This is a genomic window from Cellulomonas olei (assembly GCF_039548315.1).
GTDB lineage: Bacteria > Actinomycetota > Actinomycetes > Actinomycetales > Cellulomonadaceae > Cellulomonas.
The window spans coordinates 1-14,503 of the sequence record NZ_JBCLVN010000080.1 but is presented as its reverse complement, the minus strand read 5'-3'; the positions used below and the strand labels follow the sequence as shown (position 1 = coordinate 14,503).

Below are 14,503 nucleotides of genomic sequence, written 5' to 3'. Positions count from 1 at the left end.
GCCGGCGGGGCCGGCTCGCGGGGCGCCGCGCTCCCGGGGCTCGCGGCGTCCCCGGCGGTCGCGGGCGGACGGCCCGCCGCCGCGCCCGAGCCCTCGGGCGGCACCGCACCGCGGTTCCACCCGTCCCGCAGCGGGTCGCCCGGGAGCGGGCCGCCGAACCAGTCCTCGATGAGCGCCCGCGCGATCGACGTCCCCGGCGGCAGCACCACCGCGCCGCGCCCGACCTCCGCGCGCAGCAGGTCCCGGTCGAACCAGCGGGCGGCCCGCAGCTCGTCGCCGTCCACCGTGATCTCCGTGGTCAGCGCGCGCGCCCGGAACCCGAGCATCAGCGAGGCGGGGAACGGCCACGGCTGGCTGCCCCGGTACTCGACCTCCCCGACCACCACCGCCGACTCCTCGCGCACCTCGCGCCGGATCGCGTGCTCGACGGACTCGCCCGGTTCCACGAACCCCGCCAGCGTCGAGAACCGGTGCGTGGGCCACGCCGCCGAGTTCGCGAGCAGCAGGCGGTCGTCGTCGTCGACCACCGCCATGATCACGGCGGGGTCCGTCCGCGGGTAGTGGTCGGAGCCGTCCGCGACGCAGCGCCGGACCCACCCGCTCTGCACCGTGTACGTCACCGCGCCGCACCGGGGGCAGCGCGGGTGGCGCACGTGCCACTCGTACAGCGCGACGGCCGCGGTGGCGAGGCCCGCGTCCCGCGCCGACAGCTCGGCGCCGACCTCGCGCAGGGCGGCCCACCCGTCGCCGGCGGGCAGCGCCGCCGCGGCCTCCTCGGGGACGTGGTGCGCGAGGTACGCCGGTCCGGCGGGCCGGCGCTCGCCGGGAGCCACGCCGGGCACCTGGTCCGCGTCGTCGTACCCGAGGAACGCCCAGCGCTCCGCGAGCGACCCGCTCGGCGCGCGCAGGGCCGCCTCCTGCGGCGGGTACAGGGCGAGCGCGCGGCGGCGCCCGGGCCGCGAGCGCGTCACGACGCGGCCTCCGGAGACGAGCAGCACCCGGGTCGACGGGTCGTCGAGCAGGCGGCCCAGCAGGTCCTCGTCGCCGCGGAGGTCGGCCGCACGGTCCGTGACCGTGCGGGACAGGGGGAGGTCGGAGGCGAACACGCCGCCACCGTACGCGTCGGGCGCGGACGCCGCGCACCGCGCCCGCACGGTGCCCGCGCCGTGCCCGCGCCGTGCCCGCGCCGCTCCCCCCGCGGCACCGGCGCGGCCGCCCCGGAGTGCCCGGGCGACGCCGCAGGACACGCCCAGGTTCCCGTGCGGGCGGCCGAGCGCGGGCGCGGGTCCTACCCTGGGACGGTGCGTTCACCCCTCGCCCTCGCCGCCCTCGCGACCGTCGCCGTCCCCGGCTTCGACGCGCGCGAGGTGCGTCCCGGCGGCGGCGCCGGGGACGACGACGTCGCGCTCGTGACCGACACCCAGCGGCGGCACTGGGTCGTTCGCGCGCCCCGCTCGGCGGCAGCCGGCGCGGCGCTCGAGGCCGAGCTGGTGCTGCTGGGCGCGCTCGCCGAGCAGGTCGACGCCGGCCGGCTGCCGTTCGACGTACCGCGCGTGGCCGGCGCGGCTCCCCTCGAGGAGGGCGGCCGGGTGGTCGTGCACCGCGAGCTGCCCGGGCGCGAGATCGCGCTCGAGCGGCTGCAGCCCGGCCCGGGCGTCGCCGCGTCCCTCGGCCGGTCGATCGCCGCGCTCCACGAGCTCCCGGTGTCGGTCGTCGAGGACGCCGGGCTGCCCGTGTACGACGCGGCCGCCTACCGCCAGCGCCGTCAGGCCGAGGTGGACGAGGCCGCCCGCACCGGGCGGGTGCCCGCGACCCTGCTGCGCCGGTGGGAGGAGCGCCTCGAGGACGTCTCCCTGTGGAAGTTCATCCCGACCGTCGTGCACGGTGACCTGTCGGCCGACCACGTGCTGGTGGCGGACGGTGCCGTCACAGGCGTGGTCGCGTGGGGCGAGGCGAAGGTGGCGGACCCCGCGGACGACCTGGCGTGGCTGCTCGTGGCCGCACCCCAGGAGGCGGTGGACTCCGTCATGGAGGCCTACCAGCTGCGGCGCACCGAGCTGAAGGACCCGCACCTCGCGGAACGGGCGCTGCTCGCCGGGGAGCTGGCGCTCGCGCGGTGGCTGCTGTACGGCGTGCGGTCCGGCGACGACGAGGTGGTCGCGGACGCCGTGCAGATGCTCGACGAGCTCGACGAGCAGACCCGCGACGTGGCGGAGCCGGGCACCGCCTCGAGCTGAGCGCACGGGCGGCGCCGGCTCGGGCGGGTCGCGGCCGCAGGACCGACCCGGGCTGGGCGGCGCGCGCTCAGGCTGGCGGGGCCGTCGCGGACAGCAGCAGGCCCTCGATCTCGTCGGCCCCGAGCAGCCGCTCCGGGCGGACGGTCCGCCGAGCGCCGACGTAGCAGAACGCCGCGTCCACCCGGTCGAGCGGCGTGCCGGTCCAGCGGGACCACGCGAGCCGGTACACCGCGAGCTGCAGCTCCCGGACGGCGGTGGCGGCGGGGTCGGCCGGCGGCGCTCCGGTTTTCCAGTCCACGACGACGACCGCCCCGGGGACGCCGGGCCGGTCCGGGTCGGGGAACACCGCGTCGATCCGCGAGCGCAGCACGTAGCCGGCGACGGTGGTCTCCACGTCGACCTCCACGGCGACCGGCTCGAGCGCCGCCCACGGGGTGGACAGGAAGGCCGCCCGCAGTGCCGCCTCGTCGGCGTCCACGGCCACCGAGTCGTCGTCGGCGCCGGGCAGGTCGTCCAGGTCGACGAGGGCGGGGGCCCCGAAGAACCCCTCCACCCAGGCGTGGAACTGCGTGCCGCGACGGGCCTGCGGGGACGGGCGCTGCGGCACCGGCCGGCGCAGCGCCCGGGCGAACTCCGCCCGGTCCGCCGCGAGCCGCACCACCGCGGAAGCGGACAGGTGCGCGGGGAGCTCCACCTCGGGCCGGGGTCGCGACTCCGCCTCCTGCTCCGCGAGCAGCAGCTCGACCGTGCGGTCCCAGGGGGTCGGGTCCGCAGGGCGGTCGGAGGCCCGTGCCGCGCGGACCGCGGCCGCCGCGGCCTCGACCGCCGGGCGGCGCGAGGGGGCGCCGTCACCGGGCCCGGAGAACGGGTCCGCGGGCCACGTGGCCGACGCGGCCTCCTCGGTGCGCGGGTTCGCGTGGTCGTCGTCGGGCGCCGTCGCCCACCCCGCGACCCGCGCGAGACCGGCCTCGACCACCTCCGTGAGGAACAGCGACGGCGGGCGCGGGCGGCTGCCGTCGCCCCACCACGCACCGGTGAGCAGCAGGGCCGAGCGCGCGCGCGTGAAGGCCACGTACGCCAGGCGGCGCTCCTCGGCCACCTGGTGCGCGCCGGCGTCCTGCAGGAACCGCCGGCGCCGCTCCTCCAGGTCCTTCGGGTCGGCGGCGCCGGCGTAGGCGAGGTCGGGCAGGTCCGCCCGGTCGCCGCGCAGGGGGTAGGGGAGCTCACCGAGCCCGGTGAGCCAGGCGGAGTCGGTCGGCCCGTCCTTGCCCTGCGTGCGCGTCGCCGGCAGGCCGCCGTCCACGAGGCCGGCCACGGCGACGACGTCCCACTCCAGGCCCTTCGCCGCGTGCACGGTGATGAGCTGCACCGCGTCGGGGTCGGGCTCGGCGACGGGCATGTCGAGCCCGTGCTCGTGGGCGTCCGCCGACTCCAGCCAGGCGAGGAACCCGCCCAGGCTCGGGTCGTCCGTGGCGTCGGAGTACCGCACGGCCACCTCGCGGAACGCGTCGAGGTGCGCGCGGGCGCGGCCCGGGCTCAGGCCCGGGCGCGCGGCGACCTCGATGTCGAGCCCCCAGAGCCGCTCGGCGTGCCCGACGAGCTCCGGCAGGGAGAGGTAGGTGTGCTGGCGCACCGCGCGCAGCACGGCGCCGAGGTCGACGACGCGGGCCAGGCCGGCGGGGGTGAGCCGCCGGCCCGAGGGACCGGTCCAGCCGGGCGGCGGTGGGGAGTCGACCGCGTCGACGATGCTGCGCTCGTCCACCACGTCGGCGACCACGGGGGCCGGCGGGTCGGCGACGGCGCCGGGGCGCGTGCCCGCGGGCGTCGTGGCGCCGGCGGGCACGATTCCCGCGGCGGGCGCGACTCCCGCGGCGGTCAAGTCCCCGCCCGCCGGCACGTCCTCGCGCGCGAGGCCGCCCGCGTCGACGCTGGCCGCTGCGCCTGCCGCCGCCGTGGCGGTGCCCGCCGCGACGGACCGCCGGTCCAGTCCGCGCGCGAGGTGGGCGGACCAGTCGGCGAGCGCGTGCAGGTCGGCCACGCCGAGCCGCGTGCGGGCGCCCGTGAGCAGGCGCATGAGGGCGTCGCCGCGGGACGGGTCGTGCGCCGCCTGGAGCAGTGCGACGACGTCCACGACCTCCGGGGTGGCGAGCAGGCCGCCCAGCCCGACGACCTCGACGGGCAGCCCGGCCGCGCGCAGCGCCCGGTGCAGGACGGGGAACTGGGCGCGCTTGCGGCACAGCACCGCGGCGGTGACCCGCGAGCCGTCGGGCGACGGCGCGCCGTCGGCGCCCGGCAGCACGCCGCGGCCGCGCTCCGGGCGCCAGCGCGCGGCCACGAAGTCCGCGACGGACTGGGCCTCCTCCTCCAGGGTCGGGGCGAGGTGCGCGACCACGTCGCCGGGTCCGGCTCCGGGGCGGGGCGCGAGCGTGGGCAGCGTGACGCGGGCGCGGTCCGGCCGGCGCAGCGGCCCGGCGACGTGGTTGGCCGCGTCGAGCACCCGCACGTCGTTGCGCCAGGAGGTGGACAGCGCGTAGACGGCGGACGGCCGGCGGTCGCCGTCGGGCGCCACGTCCGGGAAGTCCGTGGGGAACCGCTCGAGCCCGCCGGCGCTCGCGCCGCGCCAGCCGTAGATCGACTGGTGCGGGTCGCCGACGGCGGTGACCGGGTGGCCGTCACCGAACAGCGCGGACAGCAGGACCAGCTGGGCGTACGAGGTGTCCTGGTACTCGTCGAGCAGCACCACGCGGAACCGCGCCCGCTCCCCCGCCGCGACCTCCGGGACGTCGCGGGCGAGCCGGGCGGCGACGGCCACCTGGTCGCCGAAGTCGAGGGCGTCGGCGGCGCGCTTGCGCTCCCGGTACGCCGCGACGAGGTCGAGCATCCGCTGCCGCTCCCGCAGCGAGGCGACGAGGTCGCGGACCTTCGCGTACGGGGCCCGCGGCGGCACGCCGGGCGGCGTCGACTCGATGGCGTCCACGATGCCCTCGATCCGCCGGCGCGCCTCCTCGGGGGTCAGCAGGTGCTCGTCGAGCGCCCCGGACAGGGTGAGCACGGCCTCGACGACCGTGGACACGGCCGCCGCCGAGTCCAGGTCGGCCGTCCAGGACTCGACGACCTCGCTGGCGAGCTGCCACTGCGCGGCCTCCCCGAGCAGGCGCGCGGCCGGCTCGACGCCCAGGCGCAGCCCGTGGTCGGAGACGAGCGACGCGGCGTAGGCGTTGTACGTGGAGATGGTCGGCCGCGCGACGGTCAGGAGCCCCGCGCCGCCGTCGGCCGCGTCCTCCGCGACCGACAGCCCCGGCAGGTGCACGCCCTCGGCCGCCGCCGCCCGCGCGAGGTGGCGCAGGCGCCGGCGGACGCGCTCCGCGAGCTCGCCGGCCGCCTTGCGGGTGAAGGTCAGGCCCAGCACCTCCTCGGGCGCCACCATCCCGTTGGCGAGCAGCCACACGACGCGCGCGGCCATCGTCTCCGTCTTGCCCGACCCCGCGCCCGCGACCACCAGCGCAGGTCGCAGCGGGGACTCGATGACGGCGACCTGCTCGTCGGTCGGCAGGTCGCGCCGCAGGAGCCGGGCGACGTCGTGCGCGGAGAGCGCCGGCCGCACCGTCGTCGTGCCCGTCGTGCCCGTCGTGCTCGTCGTGGTCGTCATCCCACCACCTGCCCGCCCTCGTCGCGCAGCGGGCACGACCGGCGCACGGGGCACCGGTCGCACAGCGCGTTCGCCGTCGCGGCGAAGGACGACGCGGCCATCCGCTCGGCGACCTCCTCGATGTGGCTGCGGGCCCACGAGGGCTCCGCGGGGGTGTCCAGCCCGAGTGCCGGCTGCTGCCGGACGGCCGCCTGCGACTTGTTGACGTCCGACACGTAGACGAGCTGTGCCCCGGCGCTGCGCGACCCCGGGGGCAGCCCCTCGACCGTGCCGGCGTCCACGGCGAGCTGGTACGCCCCGAGCTGGGGGTTGGTCGTCGCCTCCTGCGCGGACGGTGCCGTGCGGCCGGTCTTGAGGTCGACGACCCGGACCGGCGTCCCCCCCGCGCCGCCCGCGTCCTCGGGACCCTCCGTGGCCCGCTCCACGCGGTCGAGCGTGCCCCGCACCACCGCGCGGTCCAGCTGCAGCTCGAACCGCGCCTCGACGGCCAGCGGCTCACCCGCGGTCGCCAGGTAGCCGGCGAGCCGCGCCACCATCGCCTCCGCCCGTCGCCTCTCGAGCGTCGCGGGCCACCCCGAGCCGAGCCCGAGCTCCGGCCACCGGCGGTCGAGCTCCGCGAGCATCTCCTCCCGGCCGCCGCGCGGGAACGTCTGCGCGAGGGCGTGCACGAGCGTCCCCAGCGACTGCCGGGTGCTGCTCGGCGCGGTGCCCCCGGCGGCCTCGAGCGCCCAGCGCAGCGTGCAGGTGCCCGCCGTCTCGACGCGCGACGGGGAGACGGGGACCCGCTGCCCCTCCGGCCACAGCGGGGCGTCGCTCGACGGCTCGGCGAGCCCGTGCCACTGGTCCGGGTCGGCCCCGGGCACCCCGGCGTCGGCGAGCCGCGCGAGCACGACCGCGGCCCCCTCGTCCGGCTCGCCCCGCCGGACCGCGTCCTCCAGCCGCGCCCGCAGGCCCGCCACGAGCCCGCGCAGGTCGAGCGGGGCGGGCGCGGACGTCCGGCGCGGGTCGTCGTCCTCGTCGCACGGCTCGACGAGGTCGAGGAACGGCGACGGCTGGTCGTCCTCGTCGGACACGGCCGTGACGAGCAGCACCCGGCGCGCCCGGGTGACCGCGACGTGGAAGGAGCGCAGCTCGTCGGCGAGCACGGCGGCGCGCGCCGCCCCCACGTCGGGTCCCCCGGTGCCGGACCCGGGGGCGGCACGGCCCGCCAGCACGTCGACGAGGGCCTGCGACCCGAGCAGCGAGTCGCGCAGCCGCAGGTCCGGCCACACGCCCTCCTGGACGCCGGCGACGGCGACGACGTCCCACTCGCGGCCCGCGGCACCCGCCGGGGTCAGCACGGCGACGGCGTCCCGGCGGGCCCGCGCCGCGATGGTGTCGGACGGCAGCTCCTGCGCCTCCACCCACTCCAGGAACGCCGCGGCCCGGGCCTGCGGCATCCGGTCCACGAACGTCTCGGCGGCCCGGAACAGCGCGAGGACCGCGTCCAGGTCCCGGTCCGCCCGCGCGCCGCCCGGCCCGCCGGCCAGCGCCGCCCGGCGCCACGGGTCCGCGAGCCCGGACGCCTCCCACAGCGCCCACAGGACGGTCTGCGCGTCGGCGCCCGGGTCGGCGGCGGCCGCGCGCCCGGCCGCGAGCACGCCGGCGAGCCGGACCACCGGGCGGCGCACGGCCGGCGGCAGCGTCGCCGCCCGCCCGGGGGACGCGAGGGCCTCGACCAGCAGCTCGTCGCTCGGCCTGCCGCCGCCCGCGCCGACCTCCTCCTGGCGCAGCGCGCGCCGCAGCCGCCGCAGGCCCACGGCGTCCATGCCGCCCAGCGGCGAGCAGCACAGGCGCGCCGCGAGCCCGGCGTCGAGCGCGAGGCCGTCACCCGTCCCGTCCGCACGGTCCGCCAGGTCCGCCCGGTCCGAGCGGTCGGCGCCGAGGACGCAGCGCAGCGCGTCGAGCAGCGGCCGCACCGCGGGCTCGTCGCGCAGCGGCACGTCGCTGCCCACCACGGCGACCGGCACGGACGCGGACCCGAGCGCCCGGCGCAGCGCGGTCACCTGCGCACCCGACCGGGCGACCACGGCCATCTCGGCCCAGGGCGTGCCGTCCTCGAGGTGCGCCCGGCGCAGGGCGTGGGCGATCCAGGCGGCCTCCTGCGCGGGGCCGGGGAGCACCGCGGTGCGCACCAGGTCGCGAGGCGCGCCCGGCCCGCTGCCGCAGGCCCGCGGCCCGCCGTCGTCCGCCGCGGCGGCGCCCCCTCCGCCCGGACCGCTCCCGTCCAGGGGCGCGACCGGGACCGCCCGGCGGTGCGCCGCCCCGCCGACGACGGCCACGCGCTGCGACACCCGTCCGGCGACCTCGCGCAGGGCGGGGCCGTGGCGCCGGACGGACTCGAGCACCATGCGGTGCGCGCCGAGCTCGCCCGGCCCGTCCCCGTCGGCGTCGGCGCGACCGACCAGCGCGGGCGTGGCGCCGCGGAACGTCTGCACCGCCTCGTCCGGGTCGGCGAGCAGCAGCAGCCTCGCCCCGTCGTCCTGGAGCACGCGCAGCAGCCGCGCGGTGGCCTCCGTCGCCTCCTGGTAGTCGTCCACGACCACGAGGCGCCAGCGCGGCCGCGGCCGGCCCGGCAGCTCCTCGTCCCACGCCCGCAGCGCCTCGGCGGCCTCCTCCACCACCGTCGCCGGGTCGTGCCGGGCCCCCGCGTCGGGCGTGCCCGCGCGCAGCGTCGTGACGTCCAGGTACTCGGCGTACAGGGTGGCCGCGGCCACCCACTCGGGGCGCCTGTGCCGCTCCCCGAGCGCGGCGAGCCCGTCCGGTCCGACACCCCGCTCGGCCGCCCGCATGAGGAGGTCGCGCAGCTCGCCGCGGAACGCCCGCAGCGTCAGCGCGTCCTCGGGGACGCCCGCGGGCCACCGCAGCGGCACGCCCTCGCCGGCGGCGTGGCCCGCGAGCAGCTCGGCCAGCGCCAGGTCCTGCTCCGGCCCGGAGATCAGCGTCGGCGCGGGCTCGCCGAGCAGCGCGGCCCGCGAGCGCAGCACGGCGAACGCGGCCGACGCGGCCGTGCGCACCATCGCCTGGCCGGTGGTGCGGCGGACGCGCGCACCGATCCGGTCGCGCAGCTCGGCCGCGGCACGCCGGCCCGCCGCGAGCACGAGCACCTCGTCCGGCGACGGGGTGCCGGGTGACGGCAGCAGGGCGTCGTCGTCGGCCCCGAGCGCCGCGGCCACGGCCTCGACCGCCAGCAGGGTCTTGCCCGTGCCCGCGGCTCCGACGACGAGCAGGGCGCGGTCCCCTCCCGTGAGCAGCCGCTGCACCACCGCACGCTGGTCCGCACCGAGCCGCACGGGGGGCGGCACGTCCGCCAGCACCGGCCGCACCAGGCGCAGGCCGGCGGGGCCGGGCGGGGCGGCGGGTGTCACGGTCACGGCCCGATCCCATCACACCCCACCGACACCCGCGGGCACCGCTGCGCCCCCGCAGCAGGCGCGCGACGGACCCCGGCCCGGGGTCCCCGCGACCGTCGCGAGACGGCCGGTTCCCGCCGGGGGCCGCTGGCTATCATCGCCCGATGGACCAGCCCCCGACCGGCCGCGGCCGACCGGTGCGCATGCCCCGGGCCCTGCGTCGCGCGCAGGTGCTGCGCATCGCGCAGGAGCTGTTCACGTCCGAGGGCTTCCACCACGTGTCGATGGACGACATCGCCGAGCGGGCCGAGGTCAGCAAGCCCGTGCTCTACCGGCACTTCCCCTCCAAGCTCGACCTGTACCTGACGGTCGTCGACGCCCGGGGCGAGGAGCTGCTGTCCGCCGTCGACGCCGCGGTCGCCGAGCACCCGGCCGGCGAGGTCCGGCCGCACGACGCCCGCGCCGTGATCACCGGCGTGGTCCGGGCCTACCTCGACTTCGTGGACCGCGCCGGGGAGTCCTCCGCGCTGCTGTTCGAGTCGGACGTCCGCCACGACGACGGCGTCCGGGCGCGCGTCGAGCGGGCCACGGCGGTCGTCACGAGCCGCGTCGAGGCCGTGCTGTCCGGCGTGGCCGGCGTCCCGCACGCGACCGCCGCGCTGCTGGCCCCCAGCGTCGCGGCGATCGCGCAGGAGGCGGCGACGCGGCGGCTGCGCACGCCGGGGCCGCCGTCGGCGCGCGAGACGGCGTCGCTCGTCGCCCGGCTCGCGTGGGGCGGCGTGGCCGGGTTCGTCCCGGGCCTGTCGGCCGAGGGCGAACGGGAGCCGCAGCAGGGCGGCGACGACGCCCGCCCGGCCTAGGATGACGAGGCAGCACATCCGGACGAGCGAGGAGACGACCAGCGTGGACATCACGATCGGGGTGCAGAACCTGCCGCGCGAGCTGGTGATCGAGTCGGACCAGACCGCCGACGAGGTGACCGCCGCCGTCACCGAGGCCCTCACCGGCAAGCCCGTCCTGGAGCTCGTCGACACCCGCGGGCGGCGCGTCGTCGTGCCGTCGGCGTCGATCGGCTACGTCGAGATCGGCACGGAGTCGAAGGGCCGCGTCGGCTTCGGCGCCCTCTGACCCGGCGGGCCGGACCGGCCCCGCAGCACGACGCCCCCGGCACCTCGCGCGAGGTGCCGGGGGCGTCGTCGTCGGCGGGGGCGGACGGGAGCGCGGCGCCCGTCCGCCCGGTCAGGCCGTCAGGCCCAGGCGCGACATCCGGCGGGTGTGCTCCGCGGTCAGCTCGCCGAACAGTCGGGCGGGTGCGGCGGCGTCCTCCTCGGGTGCCGCGGGCGCGGCCTCGTCCGCCGGCGCCCCGGCGGTCGTCTCGCCCGGTGCACGCCGGGTCACGAGGCGCCCGAGGCCCGGGTGCGCGGCCATCGCCTGCTGCACGACGCCCAGCGCCTCGCCGACGAGCCGCCGGCCCCACAGCGCGAGCCGGGACACGAGCACCTCGTCCTGGGCGCCCGCGGCCTCGAGCTCACCGACCGCGAGGTCCTCGTGGGCCGCGTCGTCGAGCACCTCGAGCAGCAGGGCGCGGGACCGCGGGTCGACGGCGGCGGCCGCGATCCGGCAGAAGTCGTCCGACACCCCGTCGGCGACGTAGGACCGCAGCAGCCGCTCCCACCAGGTGCTCGGCTGCGTGCGCGAGTCGAAGTCCTCCATGAGCCGGGCGTACGCCCCCAGGCACCGCTCGGGGTCGCCGCCCAGCTCGACCACCCGCTCCAGGACCGCGTCCCGGCGGGTGACGGCGGCCGCCGCGAGGCGGCTGAGCTCGAGCTGCTGCGCGGTCGAGGGCGCCACGCGGGCGTCCTCCGCGAGCCGGCCGAAGGCCACGTGCTGCAGGTGCGCGACCAGGCCGAGCAGCTCGACGGTGTCGGAAGCGTCGGCGATCGGGTGGGCGTCGTGAACGGCCTCGGTCATCCGCGCATCGTAGCGCCGCGGCTAGACTGGGCGCAGTTGAGGGCTGTGACGCGACCTGGTGGCGGGGAGGCGCGTCGGACCGACGTACCCCGAGAGGCCCTCGTGACCGCACTGTCCTCCTACGCCCGCCTGCTCCGGCTCGCCGGGCCCGCCTACGTGGCCGTCGCCTTCCTGGGCCGCCTGCCGATGGCGATGGCCCAGCTGGGCACCCTCCTGCTCGTCTCGACCACCACCGGCCGGTACGGCCTCGGTGGTCTCGCCGCCGGGTGCCTCGCCGTCGCCAACGCCGCGGGCGCGCCCGTGGCCGGCGGCCTCGCCGACCGCTACGGCCAGCGACCGGTCGTGCTCGTGCAGTCGCTCGCGGGGGCCGCCGCGCTCACGGGGCTGACGCTGCTCGCCGACGGCGGCGCGAGCGGTCCCGTGCTGGCCGCCGTGGCCGCCGTCACCGGGCTCGCCCTGCCCCAGGTCGGGCCCCTGGCGCGCGTGCGGTGGCGGCCCATCACGGCGGACGCGGGCCCGGAGCGGCGCCGGCTGGTCGACGCCGCGTTCTCCTACGAGGGCGCGGCCGACGAGGCCTCCTTCGCGATCGGGCCGGCCCTGGTCGGCCTGGTGGCCGTCGCGCTGTCCCCGGCGGGCGCCCTGCTGACCGCCGCGGCTCTGCTCGCGGTGTTCGGGACGGCGTTCGCCCTCCACCCGACCGCGCGCCGCACGGTCTCCGGACCGCACGCGCGGCCGTCCGGCCGCCTGCTCACCGGGGCGTTCGCCGTCCTCGTGGTGGCGCAGTCCGCGGTCGGGGTCCTGTTCGGCGCCACGCAGACCGGCACGACGGTGCTCGCGACGCAGGCCGGGCAGCCCGGGCTCGCGGGGCTGGTGCACGCGGTGCTCGGCATCGGCAGCGCGCTCGCGGGCATCGGCACCGCGTTCATCCCGGCCCGCGTGGGCCAGCAGCGGCGGGTGCTCGCCGCGGCCGCCGCGATGGTCCTGCTGTCCTGGCCGCTGCTGCTCGTGGGCACGCTGCCGGCGCTGACCGCTGCGGTGGCCGTGCTCGGCTGCGCCATCGCGCCGTACATGATCGCGGTGTTCTCCCTGGGTGAGCGCGTCGTCCCGCCCGGGCGGACGGGGGCGGCGATGACGGCGCTCGCGTCGGCCACCGGCATCGGGTACGCCCTGGGCTCGACGGTCGCGGGCCGACTCGCCGACGTGCACGGGCACCGGGCGGCGTTCGCCGTGACGGTGACCGCGACCGCCCTGGCGCTGGTGCTGGCCGCGACGCAGCAGCGCCGGCTCACCGCGGCGCTCGACGCGGCGGCGGAGGAGACCGACGCCACCGGCCCGGCGGGGGTGCCGGCCGGCGGTGCGGCGGCCTCGCGGCCCGGCGGCGCGGCGGACGGCACCACGGCACCCGCCGCGGCGGCCGCACCCGCGGCCCGCTGACGGCGCGTCCGCTCGACCCCTGACGGCGCGTCCGCGCGCGACCCGGACGCGCCGCGACCCGCCCCGCTCCGGCACGCCGCCGGGGCGGGTGCGTATCATCGGGGTGTACATCGGTTGCCCGGTCGTCTCGACCTCGGTGCTCCGAGCGCGTCGCGACGCCCCCAGGGCGTCCGGACCGCCCTCGACTGACCTGCACGATCGGCTGCCGGACCATCCGTGGCGATGCCCGCCGCTGCCCGGTCCCGGGTGCGGCGCGCGGCACGCCACCTTCACGAGTGAAGAGCAGTCCGTGACCTCGACCGAACCCACCACCGACGCCGGCCTCGCGCCCGAGGACGTCGCGGTGGAGACCATCGACACCCGCACCGCCGCGTCCGTCCAGGCCCAGGACGTGACGTTCGCCGACTTCGACGTCCGCCCCGAGATCGTGGCGGCCCTGGCGGACGCCGGCATCACCGCGCCGTTCCCGATCCAGGCGATGACCCTGCCGGTCGCGCTGTCCGGCCACGACATCATCGGCCAGGCCAAGACCGGCACCGGCAAGACGCTGGGCTTCGGCGTCCCGCTGCTGCACCGCGTCGTCGCCCCCGGCGAGGAGGGCTTCGACACCCTGCCCGCGCCCGGCAAGCCGCAGGCGCTCGTCGTGGTGCCGACACGCGAGCTCGCCGTGCAGGTCGCGGGCGACCTGGAGACGGCGTCGAAGCGCCGCTCCGTGCGCATCGCGCTGCTGTACGGCGGCCGCGCGTACGAGCCGCAGATCGAGATGCTGCAGCGCGGCGTCGAGGTCGTCGTCGGGACGCCGGGCCGCATGATCGACCTGATGAACCAGGGCCACCTGGACCTGACGCGCGTGCGCTGCGTCGTGCTGGACGAGGCCGACGAGATGCTGGACCTCGGGTTCCTGCCCGACGTCGAGAAGCTGCTGGCCCGCACGCCCGCCTCGCGGCACACGATGCTGTTCTCGGCGACCATGCCCGGCGCCGTCGTCGCGATGGCCCGTCGCTACATGACGCAGCCGACGCACATCCGGGCGAGCGAGCCCGACGACGTCGGCAAGACCGTCAAGAACATCAAGCAGGTCGTCTACCGCGCGCACGCGCTCGACAAGGTCGAGGTGCTGGCCCGGCTGCTCCAGGCCGAGGGCCGCGGGCTGACCATCGTGTTCGCGCGCACCAAGCGCACGGCCGCGAAGGTCGCCGACGAGCTGATCGAGCGCGGGTTCGCCGCCGGGGCGCTGCACGGCGACCTCGGGCAGGGCGCCCGCGAGCAGGCGCTGCGGGCGTTCCGCAACGGCAAGGTCGACGTGCTGGTCGCCACGGACGTCGCGGCGCGCGGCATCGACGTGGACGACGTGACGCACGTCGTGAACTACCAGTGCCCCGAGGACGAGAAGACCTACCTGCACCGCACCGGCCGCACCGGCCGCGCCGGGCACAAGGGCACCGCGGTGACGTTCGTCGACTGGGACGACCTGCCGCGCTGGTCGCTCATCGACAAGGCGCTGGAGCTCGGCTTCCCGGAGCCGCAGGAGACGTACTCCAGCTCGCCGCACCTGTACACCGACCTCGGCATCCCCGAGGGCACGACCGGTCGCCTGCCGCGCTCGAAGCGGACCCGCGAGGGCCTCGACGCCGAGGTGCTCGAGGACCTGGGCGAGACCGGCAAGCGCCACACCTCCGGCCGCGGCGACGCCGGCGGCCGGGGTCGCGACGGCGGCCGTGACGGCGCCCGCGACGGCCGGCGCGAGAGCGGCCGGGACGGCGGGCGGCAGCGCACCCGCCGGCACGGCTCGGACGAGCGGGCCCCGGAGGGCGCCGCCG

9 protein-coding genes are annotated in these 14,503 nt (G+C 78.7%); 5 read left to right on the top strand and 4 right to left on the bottom strand.

The annotated features are described in order from the left end of the window. On the bottom strand, positions 1-1,106 hold a 1,106-nt coding region (gene nudC, locus AAHH18_RS17465), incomplete at its 3' end, for an NAD(+) diphosphatase (protein ID WP_343302487.1). Between the two features lie 195 nt (positions 1,107-1,301). On the opposite strand from nudC, the gene AAHH18_RS17460 reads away from it, so the two are divergent. Further along, positions 1,302-2,237 (top strand): phosphotransferase, encoded by a 936-nt coding sequence (locus AAHH18_RS17460; protein ID WP_343302486.1) that lies wholly within the window; start codon positions 1,302-1,304, stop codon positions 2,235-2,237. Between the two features lie 67 nt (positions 2,238-2,304). Here AAHH18_RS17460 and AAHH18_RS17455 read toward each other — a convergent pair whose 3' ends face one another. Beyond that, complete coding sequence (locus AAHH18_RS17455; protein ID WP_343302485.1) at positions 2,305-5,886, bottom strand: ATP-dependent DNA helicase; 3,582 nt, start codon at positions 5,884-5,886, stop codon at positions 2,305-2,307. Next, positions 5,883-9,299 (bottom strand): ATP-dependent helicase, encoded by a 3,417-nt coding sequence (locus AAHH18_RS17450; RefSeq protein WP_343302484.1) that lies wholly within the window; start codon positions 9,297-9,299, stop codon positions 5,883-5,885. Before AAHH18_RS17450 ends, AAHH18_RS17455 begins: the two co-directional genes overlap by 4 nt. Before the next feature lie 143 nt (positions 9,300-9,442). Between AAHH18_RS17450 and AAHH18_RS17445 the strand changes: the two genes are divergently transcribed. Together AAHH18_RS17445 and AAHH18_RS17440 are read left to right on the top strand one after the other, a co-directional pair. Next, complete coding sequence (locus tag AAHH18_RS17445) at positions 9,443-10,138, top strand: TetR/AcrR family transcriptional regulator (RefSeq protein ID WP_283319611.1); 696 nt, start codon at positions 9,443-9,445, stop codon at positions 10,136-10,138. A 43-nt stretch (positions 10,139-10,181) separates the two neighbouring features. After that, positions 10,182-10,406 (top strand): DUF3107 domain-containing protein, encoded by a 225-nt coding sequence (locus AAHH18_RS17440; protein ID WP_222170135.1) that lies wholly within the window; start codon positions 10,182-10,184, stop codon positions 10,404-10,406. Between the two features lie 111 nt (positions 10,407-10,517). Here AAHH18_RS17440 and AAHH18_RS17435 read toward each other — a convergent pair whose 3' ends face one another. After that, complete coding sequence (locus AAHH18_RS17435) at positions 10,518-11,249, bottom strand: ferritin-like fold-containing protein (protein WP_343302483.1); 732 nt, start codon at positions 11,247-11,249, stop codon at positions 10,518-10,520. A gap of 102 nt (positions 11,250-11,351) precedes the next feature. Here AAHH18_RS17435 and AAHH18_RS17430 point away from each other — a divergent pair, with 102 nt between their 5' ends. Continuing rightward, entirely contained in the window at positions 11,352-12,683 is a 1,332-nt protein-coding gene (locus AAHH18_RS17430; protein WP_343302482.1) for an MFS transporter, read from the top strand. A 289-nt stretch (positions 12,684-12,972) separates the two neighbouring features. Further along, positions 12,973-14,503 (top strand): DEAD/DEAH box helicase (locus AAHH18_RS17425; RefSeq protein WP_459349168.1); only part of this gene is annotated, 1,531 nt, incomplete at its 3' end.